A 26790-nucleotide genomic window follows, 5' to 3' on the forward strand; every position below is an offset into this window, starting at 1 on the left:
TCCTGAGCCGACTCGTGGGGGCCTTCGGCGTACTCACCGGCGTCCGTACTCACCCGCGTACGTACGGACCCAGGGCCCGCGCCACCGCCGCCGCCATCCGGGCGTGGCCCCGGTCGTTGGGGTGCAGGCCGTCCGCCAGGTCCTCCGGGTCGAGCAGGGACCGCCCTGAGAGCACCAGGAGCCGTTCGTCGCCCTCCGCCGCCAGGTCCCGGCCCGCGTGCTCCATGGCCGTGCGCAGGTCCGCGAGGGTGGCGCCCAGCGCGTTCGGGGCGGTCTCCGCCTCCGGCCGCAGCACAGGGGAGAGGATCAGCAGCGGGGCGTCCGGGTGGCCCCGGCGCACCAGACCCACGTACGCCCGTACCGTCTCGTACAGCCAGCCGGCCGAACTGGGCGCCCTGGACCAGCAGTTGGTGCCGAAGGCGAGGGTGACGAGCTCGCCGGGGAGGCTCGCCAGCTGCTCGGCGAGGGGCAGCTCGCCGCGCGCCCCGCCCGCGAAGCCGAGGTTGACCGTGTCCAGGCCGAGCGCCCGGCCCGCCGTCGCCGGCCAGGAGTGCGCGGGCCGGGTCGACCACCAGCCCTCGGTGATCGAGTCCCCGTGCACCAGCCAGCGCGGCCGCCTCGGGGCGGGGGAGAGGGCGCCCTCGCGCGCCCGCAGCCCCAGCACCACCGGCGCCTGGCTCTCCGGCAGATGGACCGCGAACGTCCCTCCCCCGGGCGGTAGGTCGAGCGCGATCGTGGCCTCCTCCGCCGGGGCCGTGAAGCTCTCGCCCACGCACCGCCCGTCCCGCCAGAGCGCGAAGCAGTGCCGCAGGGCCCGCATGGCGTCCCCGGTCCCTGGAACGGCCGCGCGATAGCGCAGCTCGACCGCGCGCGTGCCGGGCGCGGCCGTGAACTCCACCCGTACGCCGATCGGCAGCGCCGCCCGCTCGGCGGTGTCCCAGGGCAGCCGGGCCAGGTCGGCGGGGTCGGCGCGGACCGCCCGGCCGCCGTCGAGCCAGGCCGTGCCGCGCAGGTAAGGAGTGGGTTCCAGCCAGCCCACCGAAGCCTCCGATCGAGGTGACGCAGGGGGCTCGCAGAGTCGTTCATCGCGCACGAGGAGTCAATGCGCACGCGGAGGGTGCTTCACACCCCCGTTCGGGCCCAATGTGCCGATTCATGCGGCGGGGCGCAATGTTTCCCCGTCTGGGCCCCGAGCGCGCAATGATCATCTGTGGGTGCGCAACAACCCTGCATTACGAGCGCGAAGCGTCGGGGCTTAGGCTCATGCCTCGTACCAGGAGTGGCGGCGACCGCCTGCTCGGCGGTTCCCCCTTCCCTCGCGGGCCCTTTCGTCATGCCCGCGTACCGCCGTGGTCGTCGCATTTCGACAGGCAGCGATCAAGGAGCCTTCGCAGTGCTGGATCAAGGCACGGCCTCACCGGCCGTCGAGCCGTCCGTCCCCAAGACCTCGGGGCTCTCCGCCCTCACCCGGCGCAAGCCGGTAGAACGCCTGGTCGCCGAGGGTGGCCAGGGCGAGGGCGGCCAGCTCCGCCGCACGCTCTCGATGTGGCAGCTGACCATGATCAGCATCGGAGCCACGCTCGGAACCGGCATCTTCGTCGTCCTCGGCGACACCGTGCCGAAGGCGGGCCCCGCGGTCACCGTCGCCTTCGTCATCGCCGGTCTCACGGCGCTCTTCTCCGCCCTCTCGTACGCCGAGCTGGCGGGCTCCATACCGGTCGCCGGTTCCTCCTACTCGTATGCGTACGCAACGATGGGTGAACTCGTCGCCTGGGTCTGCGGCTGGTGCCTGGTCCTGGAGTACGGCGTCTCGGTCGCCGCCGTGGCGGTCGGCTGGGGCGAGTACCTCAACGAGCTTCTCGACGGCACGATCGGCATCACCATCCCCGAGGTGCTCTCCTCGGCGCCCGGTGAGGGCGGCATCATCAACCTGCCGGGTCTGATCGTCGTCCTGCTCGCGATGGTCTTCCTGCTCGGCGGCGCCCGCGAGTCCGCCGTCGTCAACACCGTCATGGTGTTCGTGAAGATCGCCGCCCTGGTGCTCTTCTGCGCCATCGGCTTCATGGGCTTCAAGTCCGGCAACTACGCCGACTTCATGCCGCTCGGCATGGCGGGCGTCAGCGCCGCCGGAGCGAGCCTCTTCTTCTCGTACATCGGCTTCGACGCCGCCTCCACCGCCGGTGAGGAGGCGAAGGACCCGAAGCGCGACCTGCCCCGCGCGATCATGCTGTCGCTCCTCATCGTCACCGTCCTCTACGTCCTCGTCGCGGCCGTCGCAGTCGGCGCGTGGAACTGGAAGGACTTCGAGGGCTCCGAGGCCACGCTCGCCGCGATCATGAACGACGTCAGCGGCCAGGCCTTCTGGGGCACGCTGCTCGCGGCCGGCGCCGTCATCTCGATCGCCAGCGTCGTCCTGACCGTCCTCTACGGCCAGACCCGTGTGCTCTTCGCGATGTCCCGCGACGGCCTGGTGCCGAAGGTGTTCGGCAAGGTCAGCGGCAAGACCGGCACCCCGCGCGTGAACACCGTCATCGTCTCGCTGTTCTGCGGCGCCCTCGCGTCCGTCATCCCGCTGGGCAAGCTCGTCGACGCCACCAGCATCGGCACCCTGTTCGCCTTCGCTCTGGTCAACATCGCGGTCATCGTGCTGCGCCGCACCCGCCCGACCATGGACCGCACGTTCCGCGTCCCGCTCGGCTGGACCTTCCCGATCCTCGGCTTCGGGTTCTGCGTCTACAACATGTTCAGCCTGGACTCGATCACCTGGGTGGTCTTCGGTTGCTGGATGGCCGCGGGCCTCGTGTTCTACTTCCTGTACGGCATGCGCCGCTCCCGCCTGGCCACCGACACCGGGGCCTCCGACGCAGAGAAGTGATCCACCCGTAGTGCGACTCAACGACCTCGACGAACGCATCGTCCACGCCCTCGCGGAGGACGCCCGCCGCTCGTACGCCGACATCGGTTCGCTCGTCGGCCTGTCCGCCCCCGCCGTCAAGCGGCGCGTGGACCGGCTGCGGGCCGAGGGCGCCATCACCGGATTCACCGTACGGGTGGACCCGGCGGCGCTCGGCTGGGAGACCGAGGGGTTCGTCGAGATCTACTGTCGCCACAACACCTCGCCCGACGACATCCGGCGAGGTCTGGAGCGGTACCCCGAGGTGGTGTCCGCGTCGACCGTCACCGGCGACGCGGACGCCGTCGTCCAGGTCTTCGCCTCCGACATGCGCCACTTCGAGCGCGTCCTGGAGCGCATCGCTGGCGAGCCGTTCGTGGAGCGCACCAAGTCCGTCCTGGTGCTCTCGCCGCTGCTGCGGCGCTTCTCCTCCGGCTCGCCCGCGTAGCCCCGGCGGCCGGGGGGCGGGGCGGGCCGTGGTTCCCGCACCGCCCCTCGGCCTCGACCCGGCCGTCCTAGTTGTACGGAACCTGCCAGGGCAGCACCTTGAAGTCACCCGTCCCGGCCTTCGTCTTCTCGAAGGGCGCGGCGCTGGTGCACTTCGGCACCTCGTCCTTCGTCGGGTCGTTGGAGGCCATCCAGCTGTAGCCCAGGCGGTCGTGCTTCCCGAGGTCGTGCACCGAGATGCCGACCCGCTTGCCCAGCGACGGTGCCAGCACGCCGTCCGACCGGGTGATCACACCCGTCACCACCGCGACCTTGCCGCCCGTCGACAGGCAGTCGACCTTCACATCGGCCGACCCGCCGAAGTCCCCGATGTAGTGGCTGAAGCGGAACGTCCCCGTCGCCTTCGTCGGGTCCCGCTGGTCCTTCGCCGCCAGGTGCGCGTCGAAGGTGAAGGTGATGTCGTCCCCGGCCGGCCGGTAGAGCTTCGCGGTCCCGGTCAGCGCGGCCGCCTCGCGGCTGCCGCCCCGGCCGTCCCCCGAGGCGACGGCGGAGCCCGCGGCCCCGGCGGTGATCAGTGCGGCGGCGGCCAGGGCGACGATCTTCGTACGGCGGTTCATGGTGGTCCTTTCAGCAGGTCAACCGGACAGCCACCACTCTTCCGCGCGGCCCGCCCCGGGGCGTCGCGCCACGGAACGGTTCGGTCTCCGCCGCACGGCGGGGGAGCGCTCCGACCCGAGCATGAGGGGTGCGCGCAACGAATCGCCGTGGCGCCCGCGCATCGCGCAACGGTTCGACGGTCGGTCCGCAACGGTCGCGCCTTGTCCCGATGCGGCCCGGAACCGTACCGTTTTTGACGTCGCTCTGACGCCCCACCCTGCCCTCCCGCACCAGCGAAGGACCCTGCCGATGCCGCCGCTGCGCACCGCCCTGCTCCAGAGTTCCGGCGAGCTCGGCGACGTGGCCGCCAACCTCAAGGTCCTCGACGAGGCCGCCGCCCGCGCGGCCGCCGCCGGCGCGGGGGTGCTGCTCGCCCCCGAGCTCTTCCTCACCGGTTACGCCATCGGCGCCGACATGGCGCGCCTGGCCGAACCGGCCGACGGCCCCTCCGCGCGCGCCGTCGCGGCCCTCGCCGCCCGACACGGCCTGGCCATCGGCTACGGCTACCCGGAGCGGGACACCGAGCAGCACGGCGTCCTGTACAACGCGGCCCAGCTCATCGGCGCCGACGGCGCCACCCTCCTGCGCTACCGCAAGACCCACCTCTTCGGCGACTTCGAGCACCACTGGTTCACCCCCGGCGAGGACGCCGTCGTCCAGGCGGAGCTCGGCGGCCTCACGGTCGGCCTGATGATCTGCTACGACGTCGAGTTCCCCGAGAACGTGCGGGCGCAGGCCCTGGCCGGTACGGACCTCCTCCTCGTACCGACCGCGCTGATGCACCCCGCGGAGGTCGTCCCCGAGTCCGTCGTCCCCGTGCGCGCCTTCGAGAACCAGATCTACATCGCGTACGCCAACCGGACCGGCCCCGAGGGCGACTTCGAGTTCGTCGGCCTCTCCACGCTCGCCGCCCCGGACGGCACCGCCCGGGTCCGCGCCGGCCGCGGCGAGGACCTCGTCATCGGCGACGTGGACCCCGCCCTGCTCGCCGCCTCCCGCAAGGACAACCCGTACCTCCGCGACCGGCGTCCCGGCCTCTACGGCTCCCTCGTCTGAGCCGCCCCCCTTCTTCCCGTACTTCCCCGCTTTCCCCGCAAGGAGTCCGTACCCCATGACGTCCACGGTGCCCACGACCGCCGTCCCGCACAGCGACGGCCAGCCGCCGATCACCATGTTCGGTCCGGACTTCCCGTACGCCTACGACGACTTCCTGGCCCACCCGGCCGGTCTCGGCCAGATACCCGCGACCGAGCACGGCACCGAGGTCGCCGTCATCGGCGGCGGACTCTCCGGCATCATCGCCGCGTACGAGCTGATGAAGATGGGCCTCAAGCCCGTCGTCTACGAGGCCGACCAGATCGGTGGCCGGCTCCGCACCGTCGGCTTCGAGGGCACCGGCACCGAGGGGCTCACGGCGGAGATGGGCGCGATGCGCTTCCCGCCCTCCTCCACCGCGTTCCAGCACTACATCGACCTGGTGGGCCTGGAGACGCAGGCGTTCCCCAACCCGCTCGCCGAGTCCACCCCGTCGACCGTCGTCGACCTCAAGGGCGAGTCGCACTACGCGCAGACCGTCGACGACCTGCCGCAGGTCTACCGCGACGTGATGAACGCGTGGAACGCCTGCCTCGACGAGGGCGCCGACTTCTCCGACATGAACCAGGCCATGCGCGAGCGGGACGTCCCGCGCATCCGCGAGATCTGGTCGAAGCTCGTCGAGAAGCTGGACAACCAGACCTTCTACGGCTTCCTCTGCGAGTCCGAGTCCTTCAAGTCCTTCCGCCACCGCGAGATCTTCGGCCAGGTCGGCTTCGGCACCGGCGGCTGGGACACCGACTTCCCCAACTCGATCCTGGAGATCCTCCGGGTCGTCTACACCGAGGCCGACGACCACCACCGCGGCATCGTGGGCGGCTCGCAGCAGCTGCCGCTGCGCCTGTGGGAGCGCGAGCCGGAGAAGATCGTCCACTGGGCCCAGGGCACCTCCCTGAAGTCCCTGCACGACGGTGACCCGAAGCCGGCCGTGACCCGGCTGAACCGCACCGCGGGCAACCGGATCACCGTCACGGACGCCTCCGGCGACATCCGTACGTACCAGGCGGCGATCTTCACCGCCCAGTCCTGGATGCTGCTCTCCAAGATCGCCTGCGACGACTCGCTCTTCCCGATCGACCACTGGACGGCGATCGAGCGCACCCACTACATGGAGAGCTCGAAGCTGTTCGTCCCCGTCGACAGGCCGTTCTGGCTGGACAAGGACGAGGAGACCGGCCGGGACGTCATGTCGATGACGCTGACCGACCGGATGACCCGCGGCACGTACCTCCTGGACGACGGCCCGGACAAGCCGGCCACGATCTGCCTCTCTTACACGTGGTGCGACGACAGCCTGAAGTGGCTGCCGCTGTCCGCGAACGAGCGGATGGAGGTCATGCTGAAGTCGCTCGGCGAGATCTACCCGAAGGTCGACATCCGGAAGCACATCATCGGCAACCCGGTGACCGTCTCCTGGGAGAACGAGCCCTACTTCATGGGCGCCTTCAAGGCGAACCTGCCGGGCCACTACCGCTACCAGCGCCGCCTGTTCACGCACTTCATGCAGGACCGGCTGCCGGAGGACAAGCGGGGCATCTTCCTCGCGGGCGACGACATCTCGTGGACGGCCGGCTGGGCCGAGGGCGCCGTGCAGACCGCGCTCAACGCCGTGTGGGGCGTCATGCACCACTTCGGCGGCTCGACCGACGCCACCAACCCGGGCCCGGGCGACGTCTACGACGAGATCGCCCCGGTGGAGCTCCCGGAGGACTGAGCGTACGGAGCCGGCCGCCGCGCGGAGTCAGCCGCGCACGGACAGCGGGGTGAGCAGCATCCGCCCCACCAGGCCCACCGACCGGTCGAGGCGTTCGGTGAACTCCTCGGCCAGGTCGGGCAGTTCGCCCAGTTCCCAGAGGGAGCGGGCGGAGAGCCAGGCCCCGTCACGGGCCCGGTCCAGGCTCCAGCAGCCCAGCAGATGCGTCAGCGGGTCCGCGACCTCCAGGAGGTCCGGGCCCGGCATCAGTTCCTCGCGGATCCGCTCCTCCAGGAGGACGAGGATGTCGCCGACCCGGTCGAACTCGTCCTCGAGGTCGCGCGGCGCGCAGTCGAGGGTCCGGCAGGTGTCGACCACGGCGAGTGCAAGGTCGTGGCCGATGTGCGCGTTGATCCCGGCGAGCGCGAACTGGAGCGGCCGTACGCCGGGATGGCGGCGGTAGTGGAAGAGCGGCCGCCAGCAGGCCGGGGCGGGGCCGTCGGCGGCGACGGTGTCCACGACCGCGAGATAGCGCTCGGCGAAGCGGATGTCGAGGGTGGCGGCGGCCCGCCGGTCGGCGAAGGTGCCGGAGTCGATGGCTCGGCCGATCTCCTCCGTCACGGTCAGATAGACCCGGTTGAAGACGGCGACGCCGTCGGCCGGATGCCAGGCCGAGCGGATTCTCCGCATCCGCTCCACCACCGGGTCGACCGCGGTGAACTGCCCGATCTGCGTGGTCTGCACCATGGGAGCAGCGTCGCAGCAGCCGGGCTCGGGAGGGAACTCCCTCGGCCCGGCTTACCCAGAACGGGCGAATATGGCTACGACTTGTCGGCCGACTCGCTGTCCTCCGTGCCCTCGTACGAGCTGGTGCCGGAGTCGAGCAGCGGCTCCTGCTGCTTCAAGTGCGCCGGGGCGAAGGCCCGCAGCACGTGGTAGCCGGTGATCACGACGATGGTGCCGAGGGCGATGCCGCCGAGCTCGAAGGTGTCGGTGAAGGTGAGCTTGACCCCGCCGACGCCGATGATGATGCCCGCCGCGGCCGGCACCAGGTTGAGCGGGTTGCGGAGGTCCACCTTCGCGTTGATCCAGATCTGGGCGCCGAGCAGGCCGATCATGCCGTAGAGGATCACCGTGATGCCGCCGAGCACACCGCCCGGGATCGCGGCCACGACCGCGCCGAACTTGGGGCAGAGGCCGAAGAGCAGCGCGAAGCCGGCCGCGGCCCAGTAGGCGGCGGTGGAGTAGACGCGGGTGGCGGCCATGACGCCGATGTTCTCGGAGTACGTGGTGTTCGGCGGGCCGCCCACGGCGGTCGACAGCATCGAGGCGGCGCCGTCGGCCGCGATGGCCGTGCCGAGCTTGTCGTCGAGCGGGTCGCCGGTCATCTCGCCGACGGCCTTGACGTGACCGGCGTTCTCGGCGATCAGGGCGATGACGACGGGCAGCGCGACGAGGATCGCCGACCACTCGAAGCTCGGGCCGTGGAAGGACGGCAGGCCGATCCAGTCGGCCTTCGAGACGGCGGAGAGGTCGAGCCGCCAGTGGTCGGTGACCTGGCCGCCGGGACCCATCGAGTGGATCTTGCCGAAGACCAGGTCGAAGATCCACGAGATGCCGTAGCCGAAGATCAGGCCGAGGAAGATCGCGATGCGCGACCAGAATCCGCGCAGACAGACCACGGCCAGACCGGTGAAGAGCATGACCAGCAGCGCGGTCCACTGGTCCTGCGGCCAGTACGTGGCGGCGGTCACCGGGGCGAGGTTGAAGCCGATCAGCATGACGACGGCGCCCGTGACGATCGGGGGCATCGCCGCGTGGATGATCCGCGCGCCGAACTTCCGTACCGCCAGACCCGCGAGGAACAGCGCACCGCCGACGACGAACACCGCGCCGGTGACCGTCGCGCTGGTGCCGCCGGAGGCCCGGATGGCCGCGGCGACACCGACGAAGGAGAGCGAACAGCCCAGGTAGCTCGGGACCGTGCCCCGCGTCGCGAGCAGGAAGATCACCGTCGCGACGCCGGACATCATGATGGCGAGGTTGGGATCGAGTCCCATCAGCACGGGCGCCACGAAGGACGCGCCGAACATGGCGACCACGTGCTGGGCGCCGAGACCGACCGTACGGGGCCAGGAGAGCCGCTCGTCGGGCCGGACCACGGCGCCCGGAGCAGGTGTTCGTCCGTCGCCGTGCAGGGTCCAGCGCACGCCGAGGTTCATGTGGTCGCTCCAGTTCTCCGGTGACGGCGGCCGGTTCGCCGCGCGAGACTCAGCCGAAAAAGATCAGAGACATGGTAAGGCGCCGCTGGTCACCGGGGTTCCGCCGCGGGGTCGGCGCGACCTCCCCGCAGGCGTTCTACGACACCTTTCCTGAGCTCGCCGCCGGGGTCCCGCTCGCGGCAGGTGCCGTGGCCCGGGCCCCCGGGCGGAGCACCCCGGCGCCGAGCACCAGGCCGAAGGCGAGCAGGGTGACCAGGCCGAAGGAGAACATCAGCGAGGTCGCGTCGGCGATGCCGCCGATGGCGGAGGGGGCGATGAGCCCCGAGGTGTACGTGATGGTGGCGACGCCCGCGATGGCCTGGCTGGGGTTCGGGCCGCTGCGTCCGGCAGCGGCGAAGGCCAGCGGTACGACGACGGCGACCCCGAGCCCGATGAGACCGAAACCGGCCATCGCCACGGCGGCGTGCGGGGCGAGGACCACGAGCAGGCCGCCGAGGGTCGCGGCGACACCGCCGACCCGTACCGTCCGCACCGCGCCGAACCGGTCCACCACCCGGTCGCCGACAAGCCGTGCGACGGCCATGGTCAGCGCGAAGGCGGTGGTCGAGGCAGCCGCGACACCGGCCGACGAGCCGAGTTCGTCCCGCAGGTAGACCGCCGACCAGTCCAGGCTGGCGCCCTCGGCGAACACCCCGCAGAAGCCGATGGCGCCGATGATCAGCGCGGACTTCGGAGGCAGCGAGAAGCGCGGCGGGGCCTCCTCGTCGGGGGCGCTCTGCAGATCGAGGACGCCCTGGCAGCAGACCAGGCCGAGCGCCGTCAGGGCGAGGGCCGCGATCAGGTGGTGCAGCCGGGCGTCCGCGCCGAAGTGGGCGGCGACGGTGCCCGCGGCGGAGCCGATGAGCGCGCCGACGCTCCACATGCCGTGCAGGCTGGACATGATCGACTTGCCGAGACGATTCTCCGTCTCGACGCCGAGGGCGTTCATCGCCACGTCGGACATGCCGGCCGTGGCGCCGTAGACGAAGAGCACCGCGCAGAGCCCGTAGATGTCGGGGGCGAGCGACGGCAGGGTGAGGGCCATCGTCCAGAGCACGAGCAGTCCGCGGAGTGCCGTACGGGCCCCGAAGCGGTGGCTGATCGCGCCGGCGAGCGGCATCGCGAGCGAGGCGCCGATCGCGGGGAAGGCCAGGGCGAGGCCGAGTTGGCCCGCGCTGACGTCCGCGTGGTCCTGGATCCAGGGGATCCGGGTGGCGAAGCTGCCCGTGACCGCGCCGTGGACGCAGAAGACGGCGGCGACGGCGAACCGGGCCCGCCGCAGTCGCTCGGTACTGAAGACGGTCTCGCCCGCCATGTGCCCTCCCTCGGTTGGTGGGCGGTAAACTATCAGGAACCCTGCCTGATAAATAGTGGGGTGGCGGAAAGCGCCGCCACGCGTCTGAGAGGATCCCGGCATGGCCGCATCCCCGAGCACCGCCCGGGCCATCAACGACCGGCTCGCCCTGCGACTGCTCCAGGACGAGGGGCCGTTGACGGCGACCCAGCTCAAAACGCTGACCGGACTCTCCCGCCCCACCGTCGCCGATCTCGTCGAACGGCTCCGGGGTTCCGGACTCGTCCGCGTCGTGGGGGAGTCCGGCGCGGAGCGGCGCGGCCCCAACGCCAAGCTGTACGGCCTCGTCGCCGACCGCGCCCACCTCGCGGCCCTCGACGTCCGTACGAACTCCGTCTCGCTCACCGTCGCCGACCTCCTGGGCACCACGCTCGCCGAGGCATCGGCCCCGATCGGCGGGGAGGACGGGACCGGGCCCGCCGTCGAGAAGGCCGTCTCGCTCCTGGAGCGGACCGCGAAGTCGGCCGGGGTGGACCACCTGCACAGCGTCGCCGTCGGCGCGCCCGGACTGATCGACCCGGCCACGGGCGAGCTGCGCGACACCGCGAAGCTCCCCGAATGGCACCGGCGGCTGATCGCCACGCTCCAGGAACGCCTGCCCGCGACCGTGCTCGTGGAGAACGAGACCAACCTCGCGGCCGTCGCCGAGCAGCGGGTCGGCGCCGCCCGCGACCACGACACCTTCGTGCTGATCTGGCTCGGCCAGGGCGTGGGCGCGGCCGTCGTCCTCGACGGCCGGCTGCGCCGAGGGGCCTCGGGCGGGGCGGGCGAACTCGGCTTCCTGCCGGTGCCCGGCACCTCCGGGCTGCCCTCGGCCACCGGCTGCGAGGGCGGCTTCCACGAGCTGGCCTGCGCCGCGGCGGTGGAGGCCCTCGCCGTGGAGCACGGCCTCGACCCCGCCGGTGCGCTCGGCTCCGGGCACGGCCCCTTCCTGGAAACCCTGGCCCGCCGCCTCGCGGTCGGCGCGGCGGCCGTCGCCTCGGTCCTCGACCCGGGCTGCATCGTCCTCGGCGGGGAGACGGGCCACCTGGGCGGACCGGAACTCGCCGCCCGCGTCGAGGCCGAACTCGCCGCGCTCTCCCCGCTCCGTACGGAGGTCCGCGCCACCGCGCTCGGCGACACGGCCGTCCTGCGCGGCGCCCTCCTGGCCGCCCGCGACGCGGCCCAGGACGCCCTTTTTCCCTAGGGGCGACGCCCTTTTTCTCTAGGGGCGGTGTCGGTACCGGCGACTATGCTGATCATCTGTTCGAGCAGTTCGGACCATGAGGGGGATCATGATCGACGTCGACGGGTATCTGGCCGCGCTGGGGGTGGCCCGGCCGGCGGCCCCGACCGCCGAGGCGCTGTGGGCACTGCACCGGGCGCAGGTGGAGCGGGTCGCCTACGAGAACCTCGACATCCATCTGGGGCGGCCGACGGGCATCGGCGCCGCGGAATCCGTGGCCCGGATCGTGCGCGGGCGCGGCGGCTACTGCTTCCACCTCAACGGAGCCTTCGGCGCGCTCCTGACGGCCCTCGGCTACGACGTCACCCAGCACCGGGCCGGGGTGCAGGGCACCCCCGAGGACCCCGCGGGCGCGTCCGGCGACCATCTCGCGCTCACCGTGCTGCTCGACGGCGAGCGGTGGATGGTCGACACCGGGCTCGGCGACGCGATCCACGAGCCGCTCCCGCTGCGCGAAGGCAGCTACACCCAGGGGCCGTTCACCTACGGGATGGCCCCGTCGGAGGCGGCGCCCGGCGGCTGGCGGTTCACCCATGACCCCCGCGGCTCGTTCACGGCGATGGACTTCGCGCCGGACCCCGTGGAGCTGCCCTCCTTCGCCGCGGAGCACATCCGGCTCTCCACCTCCCCCGAGTCCGGCTTCGTCCGCGTCCTCACCGCCCAGCTCCGCGACGCCAAGGGCGTCGACGTGCTGCGCGGTTGTGTGCTGCGCCGGACCCACGCCGGGGGCACGGACGAGCGGACCATCGACTCGGCCGACGACTGGTACGAGGTGCTGACCGGCGTGTTCCGCCTTGACCTGACCGACGTCGACGCCCCCGCACGCGCGGAGCTGTGGCACCGCGTCCACACCGCGCACCAGAAGTGGGAGGCCGCGCGGGGCAGGTGAGGGGTGCCCTAGGGGGCCTTGGGCGGTGGCGCCGGGGTGTCCGTCCCTGCCCCCGTCCCTGCCCGTGCCCCGAAGCGGGCGGTCAGGAACTCCTCGAACGTCACGCGGCCCACGGCCTGTTCGGGCGCGAGGTGGCCGCCGTCGCGCAGCCCCTGGTAGGCCTTGCCCGCGAGGGGCACCTCCACCACGCGGCGCTCGATGCCGGTCGCGGCCAGGTACGCGGCCGCCAGCTCGGCGAGCGTACGGACCTCGGGGCCGCCCATGTCCGCCACCCGGCCCGCCGGCTCGCCCATCGCCAGCTCCGCGAGGCGCTCGGCGGCCTCGGTGACCTCCATCGGCTGGTCCGGCACGTCCTTGGGGATCAGCATCACCGGCGGCTTCGCCAGGCCGGCGAGGAGCCGCAGGATCAGGTCGTGGTACTGCGTGGTCCGCAGGATCGTCCAGCCCACGCCCGAGTCCGCGATCAGCCGCTCGGCCGCGTACTTGGCCTTGTAGTACGGCAGCGGTACGCGGTCCACGCCGACGATCGAGATGTAGACCAGGTGCGGGACCTCCGCCCGGCGCGCGGCGTCGAGGAGGTTGCGTACGGCCTGGTCGTCGCCCCGCAGGATGTTCGTGCAGTGGACGATCGTGTCCACGCCCCGCAGCGCCCGGTCGAGGAGCGGTCCGCCCTTGCGCAGGTCGACCGTGTACGGCGGGGCGTGCCGGCTCAGGACACGCACCTCGTGGCCGGCCGCGCGCAGTCGTTCGCAGACGGGGTGGCCGAGCGTCCCCGTGCCTCCGGTCACCAGGAAGGTACTCATCTCTCCAGGGTGAACGCCTTCGCCACGGCCCGCATGTGCGGGCCGCGGCGAAGGCGGGGGAGGACCCGGCGACGGCAAGGGCCGTGAACCGCCGCCGGGCGTTCCGTGGAGGTCAGGACATCAGGGTCAGGACATCAGCAGGCGCCGAGGTCCTTCCAGACGCCCCATTCGCCGGTCGTGCCCGGCTCCTCGTTCTGGGTCCACCACTGGGCCTTCCACTTGTGGCCCTTGTGGGAGACCTCGGTGCCGCCGTTGTATACCGTGCCGGCCACGTACGCCGGAGCGGTGCACGTGCCACCGGGCGGCGTCGTCGGCGGCGTGGTGGGGGGAGTCGTCGGCGGGGTGGTGGGCGGCGTGGTCGGCGGGGTCGTGGGCGGGGTCGTCGTGCCCGGCTCCACCACCGTCACGCCGCGCGCCAGGTCACCGGCGAGCGCGTACGTCGTGCCGTTGATGTTCACCGTCCAGTTCGACGGCGTGGACACCGGCAGGTAGTAGTTGAACGCCAGGTCCACCGACGCGCCCGGGGCCAGCGTCTGCCAGGCCGGGAGCTTCAGGGACACCCGGTGGAAGTCGCCCTTCAGACCGCCCACGTTGTTGCCCGTGTGGTCGCTGCTGATCACCTTCGTACCGAAGCCGGACTGGTCGGAGGCGTTGGCGGGAGCCGCGGTCGCGTAGTCGAACTGGAACTCCGTGCCGCCCGGCAGCGTGGTGGCCGTGTTGTTGGTGATCTTGAGCTTGGGGGTGATCGGGTAGTTGGAGTCGCCCAGCTTGAACTCGGTGAACTCCACGCCCACGTTCACGGCCTGGGTCGGCAGCGTGGCGTTGGACTTCTTCGACCCGTAGGGGGTGGCCGCCTTGAACTTGTCGTACATCAGCGAGGTGAGCGTGTCACCCATCTCGTACTGGCCCTTGGTGGCGTTCCAGTCGTAGTCGCCGGCCATCTCCCAGACCATCGTGCCGCCGATGCCCTTGCTGACCACGTAGTCGGCCTTGGCGGCCACCGACTGCTCGTCCTCGGTGGAAAGGAAGACCTTCTTCTGCGCGTTCCACAGCCACGGCGCGACCAGGGTCGAGTCGTACTTGCGGGCGTAGGTGCCGGTCAGCGCGGTGTTCGCGGGGAAGCCGTACTGCGTGACGTAGTCGCCGACGATCCCCTTCTCCAGGTTCTTGGCGTGCCACATCGGGTTGGAGCCCGCGGGCGACTCGGCGCCGTTGGTGTCCTTGTCGTGCCACAGGTTGTCGATGCCGACGGCGCCGTCACCGCACTTGGTCAGACCCGCTCCGGCCGGGCAGGTGGTCGCGGTGGCCTTGCCCCACAGCCCGTCGGTGCCGCCCTGCACGTTCTTGTGGCCGCGGGTGTAGTACGGCAGGCCGATGTTGATCCGGCCGGCCGGCATCGAGCCGCGGAAGTAGTGGTACGCCCAGTCGGTGTTGAGGTAGCCGACACCGCCGTACTGCGAGGAGCCGTAGACGCCCGCGGCGGCCAGCTCGCCGTCCTTGCCGTCGTCGAAGAGCGAGGCGTTGGGACCGACGTACTCGTTCCAGGCGCCGTGCAGGTCGTAGGACATGATGTTGACGTAGTCCAGATACTTCTGCATCTGGAAGGTCTCCATGCCGCGCAGCAGGTAGCCGGAGGAGGGCGCGGCGACGGTCAGCAGGTAGTGCTTGCCGTCGGTGGCGCCGGCCCGGTCGAGCTTCTCGCGCAAGGTCTTCATCAGGGCGTCGTAGCCCTTGACCAGGCCCGCGCGGCGGGCGTTGGCGAGCTGCCAGTCGAGTGGGTTGCCCGCGTCCTTCATCGTGGTCGGGTACTCGTAGTCGATGTCGACGCCGTTGAAGCCGTACTTCTTGATGAAGGCGACGGCCGAGTCCGCGAACGTGTTGATCCCGGCCTGGTTGACCGAACCGTCGGCGTTGGTAGCCATCGAGTAGAAGCCGCCGGAGTTCACCCGGGTGCCGTTGTCGTCGAAGTAGCCGCCGGTCTCCGCCCAGCCGCCGACCGAGATCAGCGTCTTGACGTCCGGGTGCTGCTTCTTGAACTTGTTCAGCAGGTTGAAGTGGCCCTTGTAGGCGAAGCCCGGGTCCATCTCCGCGCCGGCGACGCCGGGCCAGGTCATCCCGGTGGCCGCGTTGTTCGGCCCGTCCGTGCCGACCGAGAGTTTGTTGTCGGAACCGACGTGTCCGAAGGCGTAGTTGATGTGGGTGATCTTGTCCCACGGAATGTTGTTGGCGAGGTAGGCGGGCTCGCCGTTCTTGCCCGTACGCCACCCGGTGAAGTAACCGATGACGCGGCGCTGGTGGTCCGCGCCCATCTTCTCGCGGCCCTCGGTGTCGTAGACCGAGCAGTACGGGACGTCGACACCGGGGGTCTTGTACAACCCGTCCGGGCGACAGCTCTCGTTGTCGGCGGCGTACGAGACGCCGCCGGCGAGGGAGCTGATCAGCAGACCGGCGACGGCCGCGCCGGACGCGAGCAGCGACACCCTCGTCTTCGTGGGGGACAACACGATCGGTTCCTCCAGGGGAGGTCGGCAGACACAACGAACAAACGGGTGGGTCGTGTTGGGCCCGTGGAGTGCGCACACCGGCGGGCCGTACCTCGGAGGTGACACGGAGATTAAGAGGACTAGACCAGTGCGTCAATAGGTCTGGACCAAAGAAGGGAAGGAAGATGTCCTGTGAGCCAGCCCACAGGGCCTCGCCCGCATGGCCGACGACCGGCCGTGGCACACTGGCCCTGTATCAGCAGCAGCGCACTCCGGGGTCGGTGTAATTCCGAACCGGCGGTATAGTCCGCGACCCGTCCGCAGCCAGCGGCCGGTTGACCAGGTGAAATTCCTGGACCGACGGTGAAAGTCCGGATGGGAGGCAGTGCGCGGCGGGCGACCCTTCAGGGGGCGCTGTCGGCCGTATCGCCGCTGGTCGCCGTCCTCGGCGACCGGTGTGTCCGGCCTCGGCACCCCTGTGCGAAGCGTCGTACCCGCTCTCTGTCGTCATCGACAGGCCCCGGAGTCCGTGCCCGAAGAGGCAGGAGGACCCGGTGGCAGACCACGCCGACATCACCGCCATGCGACGCGCCATCGCGCTCGCCGCCCGCGGCCTCGGCTCCACGAGCCCCAACCCGGTCGTCGGCTGCGTCCTCCTCGACGCCTCCGGACAGCTCGTCGGTGAGGGACACCACCAGCAGGCCGGCGGACCGCACGCCGAGATCCACGCCCTGCGCGCGGCCGGCGACCGCGCCCGCGGCGCCACCGCCTACGTCACCCTCGAACCCTGCAACCACACCGGTCGCACCGGCCCCTGCGCCCAGGCGCTGATCGAGGCCGGCGTCCGCCGCGTCGTGTACGCGGTCGGCGACCCGAACCCGCAGGCCACGGGCGGTGCGGACACCCTGCGCGCCGCCGGGGTCGAGGTCGTCGGCGGCCTGCTCGCGGACGAGGCCGAAGCCGGCAACATCGCCTGGCTCACCTCCGTACGCCTCGGCCGCCCCTTCGTCCGGTGGAAGTACGCCGCCACCCTCGACGGCCGGATCGCCGCCGCCGACGGGACCTCCCGCTGGATCACCTCCGCCGAGTCCCGCGCCGACGTCCACCGGCTGCGCGCCGAGTCCGACGCCGTCGTCGTCGGCTCCGGCACCGCCCGCGCCGACGACCCCCACCTGGCCGTACGGGGCGTCGAAGGTGCCGTCCAGCCGCTGCGGGTGGTCGTCGACACCGAGGCCAGCGCCGTCAAGCCGGGCGCCCGGGTCCTGGACGACGCGGCCCGCACCGTGATCGCCGTGGCCGAGGACGTCTTCTTCGAGGACACCATGCACATCGGCGAGACGTGGCGGCTCTCCCGCGCACCCGGTGGCGGCCTCGACATCCCCGAACTCCTCGCGGCGCTCCACCAGCAGGGCGTCCGCTCCGTCCTCCTCGAAGGCGGGCCGACCCTGGCCGGCGCCTTCGTCCGCGCGGGCGCCGTCGACCAGGTCGTCGGCTACCTCGCCCCCGTCCTCCTCGGCGCGGGCCCGAACGCCCTCGCCGACGCCGGAATCACCACCATCACCGAAGCGTTGCGGCTCGACATCACCGAGACCGTGCGCATCGGACCCGATCTCCGTATCACCGCGACCCTCAAGGGAGCCTGACCGTGTTCACCGGAATCGTCGAAGAACTGGGCGAGGTCACCGCCGTCGAGAAGCTGGCCGACGCCTCTCGCTTCCGCCTGCGCGGCCCCCTGGTCACGGAAGGCGCCAAACACGGCGACTCCATCGCCGTCAACGGTGTCTGTCTCACGGTCGTGGAGCACGGCGACGGCGAGTTCACCGCCGACGTGATGGCCGAGACCCTGAAGCGGTCCTCCCTCGGCGCGCTCGACGTCGGCTCCCGCGTCAACCTGGAGCGGCCCATGGCGGTCGGCGAGCGCCTCGGCGGTCACATCGTCCAGGGCCACGTCGACGGCACCGGCACCATCCTCGACCGGACCCCCTCCGAGAACTGGGAGATCGTCAAGGTCGCCCTGCCCGCGCACCTCTCCCGGTACGTCGTGGAGAAGGGCTCGATCACGGTCGACGGCGTCAGCCTGACCGTCGTCGAGGCAGCCGAGGACTGGTTCACCATCAGCCTCATCCCGACCACGCTCGCGCTGACCACGCTCGGCATCAAGAAGAGCGGCGACCCGGTCAACCTCGAAGTGGACGTCATCGCCAAGTACGTCGAGCGGCTGCTCGGCCCTACGCCGCAGGAGAACGTCAAGTGAACTGGCTCAACTCCGAGGCGTTCACCGTCCTCGACCAGCACATCATGTGGTCCGACATGATCGGCAACACGATCGGTCTGATCGCCCTCGCGCTCGGCTGGCGGCGCTCCATCCTCACCTGGCCCGCGCAGCTGCTCTCCGGCCTCATCCTCGTCGGCGCCTACGCCTCCGCGAACCTCAGCGGCGGAGTCGGCAAGCAGCTCCTGGTCATCGGCGTCGCCGCCTGGGGCTGGGCGCAGTGGAACCGCGGCCGGCAGCAGGCCCAGGACGGCTCCATCGCCGTCCGCTTCGCGAGCTGGAAGGAGCGCGGGCTGCTCCTCGGCGGCGCCGTCCTCGGCACCCTCGCGGTCGGCGGCCTGTTCACGCTCTACCCGTCGCTCTCCTGGAGCCCGTGGGCCGACGCGTACATCTTCGTCGGCACGCTCGTCGCGATGATCGCCCAGGCCCGCGGCCTGGTCGAGTTCTGGTTCGCCTGGCTCCTCGTCGACCTCGTCGGCGTCCCCCTCGCCTTCAACAGCGGCCTCGCCTTCTCCGGCCTGGTCTACGTCATCTACTTCGCCCTCGTCATCTGGGGCATGCGCGACTGGTGGCTCCGGACGCGCACGGCTCCCTCGGCTCTGGAAGGAGCACACGCATGAGCCATCCCATCAGCGCCCTTCCCCCCTGGGACGCCACCGACCTCTCCCTCGACCCCGTCGAGCAGGCGATCCGTGACATCGCCGCGGGCCGCCCCGTCGTCGTCGTGGACGACGAGGACCGGGAGAACGAGGGCGACCTCGTCATCGCCGCCGAGATGGCCACCCCCGAGGTCGTCGCCTTCATGATGAGCGAGTGCCGCGGCCTGATCTGCGCGCCCATGGAGGGCGACGAGCTGGAGCGGCTCCAGCTCCCGCAGATGGTCGAGCACAACACCGAATCGATGCGGACGGCCTTCACCGTCTCCGTCGACGCGGCATCCGCCCACGGCGTCACCACCGGCATCTCCGCCGCCGACCGCGCCGCCACCCTGCGGATGCTGGCGAGCGGCGCCCACGAGCCCTCGGACTTCGTCCGCCCCGGCCACATCTTCCCGCTCCGAGCCAAGGCCGGCGGTGTCCTCGTCCGCAACGGCCACACCGAGGCCGCCGTCGACCTCGCCCGCCTCGCGGGGCTGAGCCCGGCCGGCGCGATCGTCGAGATCGCCGGCGAGGACGGCGTCATGCTGCGACTGCCCGAGCTCGTCCCGTTCGCCCGCAAGCACGGCCTCACGATCATCTCGATCGAGGACCTCGTCGCCTACCGCCGCTCCTCCGAGCCGACCGTCCGGCGCGAGGCCGAGGTCCAGCTGCCCACGGCCCACGGTGAGTTCACCGCGTACGGCTACCGCTCCACCGTCGACGGTGTCGAGCACGTCGCCCTCGTCCACGGCGAGATCGGCGACGGCGAGGACGTCCTGGTCCGGGTCCACTCCGAGTGCCTGACCGGCGACATCTTCCACTCGCTGCGCTGCGACTGCGGCCCCCAGCTCCAGGCCTCCATGGACCGCATCACCGAGGCGGGCCGCGGCGTCGTGGTCTACCTGCGCGGCCACGAGGGCCGGGGCATCGGCCTGCTGTCCAAGCTGCGTGCGTACGAGCTCCAGGAGCGCGGCCGCGACACCCTCGACGCCAACCTGGAGCTGGGGCTGCCCGCCGACGCCCGCGACTACGCGGCCGGCGCCCAGATCCTCGGCGACCTCGGCGTCCGCAGCCTCCGGCTGATGACCAACAACCCCGACAAGATCGACGCCCTCACCCGGCACAGCCTCACCGTCGAGGGCCGCGAGCCCATGCCGGTCCAGGCGGGCGAGCACAACCTCCGCTACCTGCGCACCAAGCGGGACCGGATGGGCCACGACCTGCCCTGGCTGGACGCGGGCACCGCGTCCACCTGCGGCAACCAGTAAGCGAACGGTCAGAAGGAGAGACATGAGCGGCAAGGGCGCACCCGTCCTCAGCGTGAAGAACTGCGGCGACCTCCGGGTTGCCGTGATCGCGGCACAGTGGCACGAGAAGATCATGGACGGCCTCGTCGACGGCGCGCTCCGCGCCCTGCACGAGCTCGGCATCGACGAGCCGACCCTGCTGCGCGTCCCCGGCAGCTTCGAGCTGCCGGTGGTGGCGAAGGTCCTCGCCGGGCGCGGCTACGATGCCATCGTGGCGCTCGGCGTCGTCATCCGCGGCGGAACGCCGCACTTCGAGTACGTGTGCCAGGGCGTCACCCACGGCCTCACCCAGGTCTCGATCGACACCGGCGTACCCGTCGGATTCGGCGTCCTCACCGTGGACAACGAGGAGCAGGCCCTCGACCGGGCCGGCCTCGAGGGATCCCGCGAGGACAAGGGCCACGAGGCCGTCACCGCCGCCGTCGCCACCGCGACGACGCTGCGCACGGTCAGCGAACCCTGGCGCTGAGTGCAGATTCTCACCCCGTACTCTTAGGACCATCATGGCGAACAAAACCTTCGAAGAGCTCTTCGCCGAGCTCAAGCTCAAGGCCGAGAACGGCGACCCGGCCACCTCCCGCACCGCGGAGCTGGTGGACAAGGGTGTCCATGCCATCGGCAAGAAGGTCGTCGAGGAGGCCGCCGAGGTCTGGATGGCCGCCGAGTACGAGGGCAAGGAAGCCGCCGCCGAGGAGATCTCGCAGCTGCTGTACCACGTCCAGGTGATGATGGTCGCCCGCGGGATCTCGCTCGACGACGTCTACGCCCACCTCTGACAGACGCCCTGAGCGCACCGAACACCCTCCCCGAAAACTCCCAGGCAAAGGAAGCTCTCCCCATGCTGCGCATCGCCGTCCCCAACAAGGGTTCACTGTCCGGACCTGCGTCGGCGATGCTCCATGAGGCCGGCTACCGGCAGCGCAAGGAGTCCAAGGAGCTCGTGGTCATCGACCCCGAGAACGAGGTCGAGTTCTTCTACCTGCGCCCGAAGGACATCGCCATCTACGTGGCCTCCGGCAAGCTGGACATCGGCATCACCGGCCGTGACCTGCTGCTCGACTCCGGCGCCAACGCGGAGGAGATCCTCCCGCTGAACTTCGGCCGGTCGACCTTCCGCTACGCCACCCGGCCCGGCACCGCGAAGGGCCCCGAGGACTTCCACGGGATGACGATCGCCACCTCCTACGAGGGCATCGTCGCCAAGCACCTCGCCGACCAGGGGATCGACGCCTCCGTCGTCCACCTCGACGGCGCCGTCGAGACCGCCGTCAAGCTCGGTGTCGCGCAGGTCATCGCGGACGTCGTCGAGACCGGCACCAGCCTGCGCAACGCCGGCCTCGAGGTCATCGGCGACCCGATCCTCACCTCCGAGGCCGTCGTGATCCGGCAGTCCGGCGCCGACACCGAGGACGCCCGAGTCCAGACCTTCCTGCGCCGCCTCCAGGGCGTCCTGGTGGCCCGCAGCTACGTCATGATGGACTACGACTGCCGCGCCGAGCACCTGGAGCAGGCCGTCGCCCTCACCCCGGGCCTGGAGTCGCCGACCGTCTCGCCCCTGCACAACGAGGGCTGGGTCGCCGTCCGCGCCATGGTCCCGGCCAAGGACGCGCAGCGGATCATGGACGACCTGTACGAACTGGGTGCCCGCGCCATCCTGACGACGGCCATCCACGCCTGCCGTCTCTGACCGTCCGGCACCGACGACGTACCGAGGAACAGCGATGTCCGACGCCCCGACGCCCACCCTCCCGGTCACCTTCCGGCCGGGCCGCACCCGCGCGGTCCTGCTGACGATCGGGACGGTGATGTTCGCCGTCATCACCGCCGTCACCCTGATGTTGGAGCGGCTCAACCCGGGGGAGCGGGTCAGCTTCATCTTCACCGGGGCGCTCTTCCTCGGCATCCTCGTGATGCTGAGCCGCCCCAAGGTCGTCGCCGACGACGACGGGGTCACGGTCGTCAACATCACCCGGACCCGCCGGCTGGCCTGGGCGGAGATCCTCCAGGTCAACCTCCGCCCCGGCGACCCCTGGGTCTTCCTCGACCTGAGCGACGGCACGAGCATGCCCGCGCTCGGCATCCAGCCCGGCATCGCCAAGGAGCAGGCGATCCGGGACGCCCGCGCCCTGCGGGCCTTGGCCGACAGCCGCGGTACCGGGCCGGACGCGGGCTGACCCGGACGGATCCCCCATACGGGGCCGACCCCCTGCCCCGGGCGGGGTCCGCGTGACTACTCTGGAGGCGGTGGTGCCGAGCGGCACCACCGCCTCGCACGTGCAGGGCCGCTTGCCAGCGGCCCGCGGGGCCTCCCTGCGACCCGAGGAGTGACTCCCTCCGGCAATGGACGGATCGTCCGGTAGTACCTGCGCCGCCCCCTCCGCGGAGGCGGCGGCATGATCATCCCCCTTCTGCTGCTCGCCGCAGCCTTCCTCCTGATCCTCGCCAACGGCTTCTTCGTGGCGGCCGAGTTCGGCCTCGTCACCGTGGAACGCCCCGAGGCCGAACGGGCCGCGGCCGCCGGCGACCGGCGCGCCCGCACCGTCGTCAAGGCCCTCGGCGAGCTGTCCTTCCAGCTCTCCGGCACCCAACTCGGCATCACGATCACCTCCCTCGTCGTCGGCATGCTCGCCGAGCCCGCGCTCGCCCAGCTCCTCGACGGCCCCCTCACCGCGACCGGACTTCCCGACGGCGCCGTCTCCGGGATCGCGGTCGCGATCGGGATGCTCCTCGCCTCCGCCGTCCAGATGGTGGTCGGCGAACTCGTCCCGAAGAACTGGGCGGTCTCCCGGCCGCTCCAGGTGGCACGGTTCGTCGCCGGGCCGCAGCACCTCTTCTCCACCGTCTTCCGCCCGGTCATCGCCCTGCTCAACCGGGTCGCCAACCGGCTCGTCCGGCTGTTCGGAGTCGAGCCCACCGACGAACTCGACTCCGTCCGCACCCCCGGCGAGCTGGTCGCCCTCGCCCGGCACTCGGCCCGGGCGGGCGCGCTGGAACAGGACACCGCCGATCTCTTCGTACGGACCCTCACGCTCGGCGGACTCACCGCCCAGCAGGCCATGACCCCGCGGGTGAAGGTGAGCGCCCTCCAGTCGGACGCCACCGCGGCCGACGTCCTCAACCTCACCCGGGCGACGGGCCTTTCGCGCTTCCCCGTCTACCGCGAGCGGATCGACGAGATCATCGGCATGGTCCACCTCAAGGACGCCCTCGCCGTGCGGCCCGAGGAGCGGCACCGCACCACGGTCGGCCGGATCGCCGTCCCGCCGCTGCTCGTCCCCGAGACGCTGCCGGCCCAGGCGCTCCTCGAGCGGCTGCGGCGCGAGCAGCCGATCGCCGTGGTCGTCGACGAGTACGGCGGCACGGCCGGGGTCGTCACCCTGGAGGACATCGTGGAGGAGCTCGTCGGCGAGGTCCGCGACGAGCACGACACCGCCGCCGACGCGCGGCCCGAGCTGGCCGCCGTGGCCGCCGAGGACGGCAACCCCGCCTGGGAGGCCGACGGCTCCTGCCGCGTCCACACCCTGCACCGGATAGGGCTCGACGTGCCCGACGGGCCCTACGAGACGGTCGCCGGACTCGTCGCCGATCTCCTCGGCCGCATCCCGGCCCCCGGTGACCGGGCCGAACTCCCCGGCTGGCGGCTCCTGGTGCGCCAGGTCGACCGCTACCGCGCCGAGCGGGTACGGATCGTCCGGACGACCGAGGTGCCCGCGCCCGCGGAGGCGGTCCGATGAGCCTGCTCCAACTGCTGTTCGCCCTCCTGCTGGTGGTGGCCAACGGCTTCTTCGTCGGCGCCGAGTTCGCGCTCGTCTCCGTACGCCGCAGCCAGATCGAGCAGCTCGGCGGCAAGCGGGCCCGCCAGGTCCTGTACGGACTGGAGAACCTGCCGCAGATGATGGCGGCCGCCCAGTTCGGCATCACCGTCTGCTCCCTGACCCTGGGCGCGGTCGCCGAGCCGACCGTGGCGCACCTCCTGGAACCGGTCTTCCACGCCGTCGGCGTGCCCGCCGGGCTCATCCATCCCCTGGGGTACGTCCTTGCGCTCGCCGCGGTCGTCTTCCTCCACCTCGTCATCGGCGAGATGGTGCCGAAGAACCTGGCGATGGCCGCGCCGGAGCGGACCGCGCTCTGGCTCGGCCCCGCCCTGGTCGGCTTCGCCCGGGTCTGTCGACCGATCACGCGGGCGCTCGGCGCGTGCGCCCGGCTGGTGCTGCGGGCCTTTCACGTCGAGCCCAAGGACGAGGTGGAGGCGGTCTTCACCAGCGCCCAGCTCGGCCGGCTCGTCGAGGACGCGGGCCAGGCGGGCCTGCTCGACCCGGTCGAGCAGGAGCGCCTGGGGGACGCCCTGGAGCTGGGCAGCCGCCCGGTCACGGACGTCCTCATCACCCCTTCGGGCCTGGTGACGGTCACGCAGGCTGTCACGCCCCGGGAGATCGAGGAGCTGACGGTACGCACGGGCTACTCACGCTTCCCGGTCTGCGCCGAGGGGACTGGGACGTTCATGGGCTTCGTGCACGTCAAGGACGTCCTGGACCTGGAGGAGCGGGAACGGGCGGTGCCGCAGCACATCTGGCGGCCCATGGCGACGGTCAGGGCCGAGCTGCCGCTCGACGACGCGCTCACCGTGATGCGCCGCGCGGCGACCCATCTCGCCCAGGTGGCGGACGGTTCGGGCCGCGTCCTCGGCCTGGTCGCCCTGGAGGACGTCCTGGAGATGCTGGTGGGCGAGGTCCGCGACCCCGCCCACAGGGCGCCGGTGCCGGCGGAACAGGCACTGACGGCATGAGCCCCGGGGGCTGTCCGGCCCTGATCCGCCGGACGGCCCCCGGCCCGGCGCCGGTCCGCCCGCGCGGCCCGGCGCCGGGTCACATCGAGGGGTCCTGCGGCCCGCGACGCCCCGAGAGGACCTCCCCGTACGCCTGCATCAGATCCGCGAGGCGCAGGGTGGCGAGGTCGTCGCGGGTGGGCGTGCCCGGGTAGCCCGCGAGCCTGAGGTCGCGGTACGCGCAGGACTTCTCGTACAGCGTGCGCAGGAAGCGGCCGTTGCCCAGCTCGTCGATCCAGCCCTGGTCCACGACGTGCCCGCTGATCGAGCGCAGCTCGTCCAGCGCCTCCTCGTCCCAGCCGTCCCCGTTCGCCGCCGCGAGGACCTCGCCGATGGCGGTGAGTTCGAGCGGACGGTACGAGGGGAAGTCGACCCGGGTCGTGAAGCGGGAGGAGAGCCCCGGGTTGGTGGCGAGCAGCCGGTCCATGCCCTCCGGGTAGCCGGCCAGGATCACCACCAGGTGGTCCCGGTTGTCCTCGGCGCGCTTGAGGAGGACCTGCAGCGCCTCGTCGCCGTACGCGTCGCCCTTGCTGTAGCCGGTGTTGGAGAGGGAGTACGCCTCGTCGACGAAGAGGACCCCGCCGATCGCCGAGTCGATCAGCTCGTTCGCCTTGACGGCGGTCTGGCCCAGGAACTCGCCCACCATGTCCGCCCGTTGGGCCTCGACCAGATGGTCGCCGCCGAGGAGCCCCAGCGCGTAGAAGACCCGGCCGAGGATGCGGGCGACGGTGGTCTTCCCGGTGCCCGAGGGGCCGGAGAAGACAAAGTGACGTTTCGGCGGCTGGACGGGCAGCCCCTGCCCGGCGCGCAGCCGGGCCATCTCCAGCTGTGCCGACAAGGCCTTGACCTGCCGCTTCACCGGCTCCATCCCGACCATGCGCTCCAGCTCGGCGAGCGCCTCGGCGAGCAGGGCGGGGTCGGTGGGGCTGGCGGGGAAGCGCGGTGGCGCGGGCTGCGCGGGGACCGTCGCCTTCTGGCGTACGACGTCGGGCGGCTCGGGCGGTCCCGCGGGGGCGGTCGGGGCGGGGGGCTCCGTGCCGAGCCGCAGCCCGTCGGGGACGGGGCCTTCGACGTCGGTCTGCGCCGCGTCGGCGGCGGTGTCCTGCCCGACCCCGGCGAGCGAGACGGTCGCGAGCCCCGCGGTCTCGTCCGGCCCCTCGAACCCGTCGTACTCGGTGATCGCCGCGAGGCGGGCGGCCGTGTCCATGAAGGCGGGGTCGATGCGGTGCACCGCCCGGTAGAGGGGGAGCGCGGCGGCGCTCCGCCCGGTGCCCTCGTGGGCCCGGGCCAGCCAGTAGCGCAGCTCCTTGCGCTGCGGCTGTTCGCTGCGGCAGCGCATCAGGGCGGCCGAGAGCAGGGGCTCCGCCTGGCCGTACATCTCGAGCCGGACCCGGGCCATCCCGCCGAAGAGACCGGCCTCGATGCCGAGGAGGGGATCGTCCACCAGCGTCTCGGTGTGCCGGACCAACTGGTCCCAGTCCTTGACGAGATAGGACCGGCAGGCGTGCAGGAAGCGGACCTGCGGATCGGTGTCGACCGGCGGCAGACCGGCCAACGCCCGGTCCAGCTCGGGCACATGGCGGCCGTCGAGCCAGTGCGAGGCGTGCGCGAGGAGCAGATCGCGCGGGGTCTCCAGGACCGGCTGGACCCACCAGCCGAGCCAGTACCAGGAGTTCAGGGTCCGGCGGTGGCGTGCGCGCTGTTCGCCGAACCGGTCGCGGTTGCGGTACATGCGCAGCAGCGCCGTGGTGGTGTCCACCCGCAGCGCGTGCAGCCCGAGCCAGGCGTCCGCCATGCCGGGGTCGATCCGTACCGCCGTTCGGAACTCTTCCTCCGCCTGCGGATAGGCGCCCATCGTGTAGGCGTCGACTCCCCGCAGCCAGGCGAGCTCGGCCGGGGCCGGTCCGCCCTGCGTGCCGATGTCCATCGGGTCCCCCACAAAACGTGC

Annotated in this window: 24 protein-coding genes and 1 riboswitch; of the genes, 16 read left to right on the top strand and 8 right to left on the bottom strand. The window is 71.6% G+C overall.

The features are described from left to right. Positions 1-49: 49 nt before the first annotated feature. On the bottom strand, positions 50-1039 hold the full coding sequence (locus tag ACGFYP_RS29920; protein ID WP_393500052.1) for a GDSL-type esterase/lipase family protein: 990 nt from the start codon (positions 1037-1039) through the stop codon (positions 50-52). A 354-nt stretch (positions 1040-1393) separates the two neighbouring features. Here ACGFYP_RS29920 and ACGFYP_RS29925 point away from each other — a divergent pair, with 354 nt between their 5' ends. After that, positions 1394-2875, top strand: a complete 1482-nt coding sequence (locus ACGFYP_RS29925) for an amino acid permease (protein WP_361968630.1) — start codon at positions 1394-1396, stop codon at positions 2873-2875. 10 nt (positions 2876-2885) lie between these two features. Further along, positions 2886-3341, top strand: a complete 456-nt coding sequence (locus tag ACGFYP_RS29930; RefSeq protein WP_015032260.1) for an Lrp/AsnC family transcriptional regulator — start codon at positions 2886-2888, stop codon at positions 3339-3341. A gap of 67 nt (positions 3342-3408) precedes the next feature. Here the strand turns inward: ACGFYP_RS29930 and ACGFYP_RS29935 are convergent, their stop codons facing one another. Beyond that, complete coding sequence (locus ACGFYP_RS29935; protein WP_393500057.1) at positions 3409-3957, bottom strand: Repetin; 549 nt, start codon at positions 3955-3957, stop codon at positions 3409-3411. Between the two features lie 289 nt (positions 3958-4246). Here ACGFYP_RS29935 and ACGFYP_RS29940 point away from each other — a divergent pair, with 289 nt between their 5' ends. Then, positions 4247-5053, top strand: coding sequence for a carbon-nitrogen hydrolase family protein (locus ACGFYP_RS29940; RefSeq protein ID WP_393500060.1), 807 nt, complete (start codon positions 4247-4249; stop codon positions 5051-5053). A gap of 55 nt (positions 5054-5108) precedes the next feature. After that, positions 5109-6806, top strand: a complete 1698-nt coding sequence (locus ACGFYP_RS29945) for an NAD(P)/FAD-dependent oxidoreductase (protein ID WP_361968635.1) — start codon at positions 5109-5111, stop codon at positions 6804-6806. Between the two features lie 27 nt (positions 6807-6833). Here the strand turns inward: ACGFYP_RS29945 and ACGFYP_RS29950 are convergent, their stop codons facing one another. The 3 genes from ACGFYP_RS29950 to ACGFYP_RS29960 all read right to left on the bottom strand — a co-directional run bounded on the left by ACGFYP_RS29950 (position 6834) and on the right by ACGFYP_RS29960 (position 10361). Next, on the bottom strand, positions 6834-7532 hold the full coding sequence (locus ACGFYP_RS29950; RefSeq protein WP_393500064.1) for a DUF5995 family protein: 699 nt from the start codon (positions 7530-7532) through the stop codon (positions 6834-6836). Positions 7533-7606: 74 nt separating this feature from the next. After that, complete coding sequence (locus ACGFYP_RS29955; RefSeq protein ID WP_393500067.1) at positions 7607-9007, bottom strand: uracil-xanthine permease family protein; 1401 nt, start codon at positions 9005-9007, stop codon at positions 7607-7609. A gap of 136 nt (positions 9008-9143) precedes the next feature. Next, positions 9144-10361 (bottom strand): MFS transporter, encoded by a 1218-nt coding sequence (locus tag ACGFYP_RS29960; protein ID WP_393500070.1) that lies wholly within the window; start codon positions 10359-10361, stop codon positions 9144-9146. A 100-nt stretch (positions 10362-10461) separates the two neighbouring features. On the opposite strand from ACGFYP_RS29960, the gene ACGFYP_RS29965 reads away from it, so the two are divergent. Next, complete coding sequence (locus tag ACGFYP_RS29965) at positions 10462-11586, top strand: ROK family transcriptional regulator (RefSeq protein ID WP_393500073.1); 1125 nt, start codon at positions 10462-10464, stop codon at positions 11584-11586. Between the two features lie 88 nt (positions 11587-11674). Continuing rightward, on the top strand, positions 11675-12514 hold the full coding sequence (locus tag ACGFYP_RS29970) for an arylamine N-acetyltransferase (RefSeq protein WP_393500076.1): 840 nt from the start codon (positions 11675-11677) through the stop codon (positions 12512-12514). A gap of 8 nt (positions 12515-12522) precedes the next feature. Here the strand turns inward: ACGFYP_RS29970 and ACGFYP_RS29975 are convergent, their stop codons facing one another. After that, positions 12523-13317 (bottom strand): SDR family oxidoreductase, encoded by a 795-nt coding sequence (locus ACGFYP_RS29975; RefSeq protein ID WP_393500079.1) that lies wholly within the window; start codon positions 13315-13317, stop codon positions 12523-12525. 134 nt (positions 13318-13451) lie between these two features. Beyond that, on the bottom strand, positions 13452-15821 hold the full coding sequence (locus ACGFYP_RS29980; protein WP_393500082.1) for a chitinase C-terminal domain-containing protein: 2370 nt from the start codon (positions 15819-15821) through the stop codon (positions 13452-13454). 242 nt (positions 15822-16063) lie between these two features. After that, a riboswitch (FMN riboswitch) is annotated at positions 16064-16193 on the top strand. A gap of 161 nt (positions 16194-16354) precedes the next feature. Here ACGFYP_RS29980 and ribD point away from each other — a divergent pair. The 10 genes from ribD (at position 16355) to ACGFYP_RS30030 (ending at position 24803) form a co-directional block, all read left to right on the top strand. After that, positions 16355-17443: a bifunctional diaminohydroxyphosphoribosylaminopyrimidine deaminase/5-amino-6-(5-phosphoribosylamino)uracil reductase RibD gene (gene ribD, locus ACGFYP_RS29985; RefSeq protein ID WP_393500085.1), complete on the top strand. Its 1089-nt coding sequence runs from the start codon at positions 16355-16357 to the stop codon at positions 17441-17443. 2 nt (positions 17444-17445) lie between these two features. Beyond that, positions 17446-18054, top strand: a complete 609-nt coding sequence (locus tag ACGFYP_RS29990; RefSeq protein WP_361968073.1) for a riboflavin synthase — start codon at positions 17446-17448, stop codon at positions 18052-18054. A gap of 44 nt (positions 18055-18098) precedes the next feature. After that, entirely contained in the window at positions 18099-18692 is a 594-nt protein-coding gene (locus ACGFYP_RS29995; protein ID WP_361968147.1) for a nicotinamide mononucleotide transporter family protein, read from the top strand. Further along, complete coding sequence (locus ACGFYP_RS30000; RefSeq protein ID WP_393500089.1) at positions 18689-19978, top strand: bifunctional 3,4-dihydroxy-2-butanone-4-phosphate synthase/GTP cyclohydrolase II; 1290 nt, start codon at positions 18689-18691, stop codon at positions 19976-19978. The genes ACGFYP_RS29995 and ACGFYP_RS30000 overlap by 4 nt, the downstream gene beginning before the upstream one ends. Before the next feature lie 22 nt (positions 19979-20000). After that, positions 20001-20486: a 6,7-dimethyl-8-ribityllumazine synthase gene (gene ribH / locus ACGFYP_RS30005; protein ID WP_260231098.1), complete on the top strand. Its 486-nt coding sequence runs from the start codon at positions 20001-20003 to the stop codon at positions 20484-20486. A gap of 34 nt (positions 20487-20520) precedes the next feature. Beyond that, positions 20521-20793, top strand: a complete 273-nt coding sequence (locus tag ACGFYP_RS30010; protein ID WP_053643769.1) for a phosphoribosyl-ATP diphosphatase — start codon at positions 20521-20523, stop codon at positions 20791-20793. 62 nt (positions 20794-20855) lie between these two features. Then, positions 20856-21704 carry an ATP phosphoribosyltransferase gene (gene hisG / locus ACGFYP_RS30015; RefSeq protein ID WP_393500095.1) on the top strand — a complete coding sequence of 283 codons (849 nt, stop codon included), beginning with the start codon at positions 20856-20858 and terminating at the stop codon, positions 21702-21704. Positions 21705-21738: 34 nt separating this feature from the next. After that, the gene (locus ACGFYP_RS30020; RefSeq protein ID WP_361968081.1) at positions 21739-22191 is read left to right on the top strand and encodes a PH domain-containing protein; all 453 of its coding nucleotides are present in this window, start codon (positions 21739-21741) and stop codon (positions 22189-22191) included. A gap of 219 nt (positions 22192-22410) precedes the next feature. Next, positions 22411-23751 (top strand): hemolysin family protein, encoded by a 1341-nt coding sequence (locus tag ACGFYP_RS30025; protein WP_393500099.1) that lies wholly within the window; start codon positions 22411-22413, stop codon positions 23749-23751. Beyond that, on the top strand, positions 23748-24803 hold the full coding sequence (locus ACGFYP_RS30030) for a hemolysin family protein (protein WP_393500102.1): 1056 nt from the start codon (positions 23748-23750) through the stop codon (positions 24801-24803). The genes ACGFYP_RS30025 and ACGFYP_RS30030 overlap by 4 nt, the downstream gene beginning before the upstream one ends. 79 nt (positions 24804-24882) lie before the next feature. On the opposite strand, the gene ACGFYP_RS30035 is transcribed toward ACGFYP_RS30030, so the two are convergent. After that, a complete protein-coding gene (locus ACGFYP_RS30035) occupies positions 24883-26769 on the bottom strand; it encodes an AAA family ATPase (RefSeq protein ID WP_393500105.1) in 1887 nt (628 codons plus the stop codon). Positions 26770-26790 lie beyond the last annotated feature (21 nt).

It is taken from the genome of Streptomyces sp. NPDC048370 (assembly GCF_043200825.1).
In the GTDB taxonomy this organism is placed as follows: Bacteria; Actinomycetota; Actinomycetes; order Streptomycetales; family Streptomycetaceae; genus Streptomyces.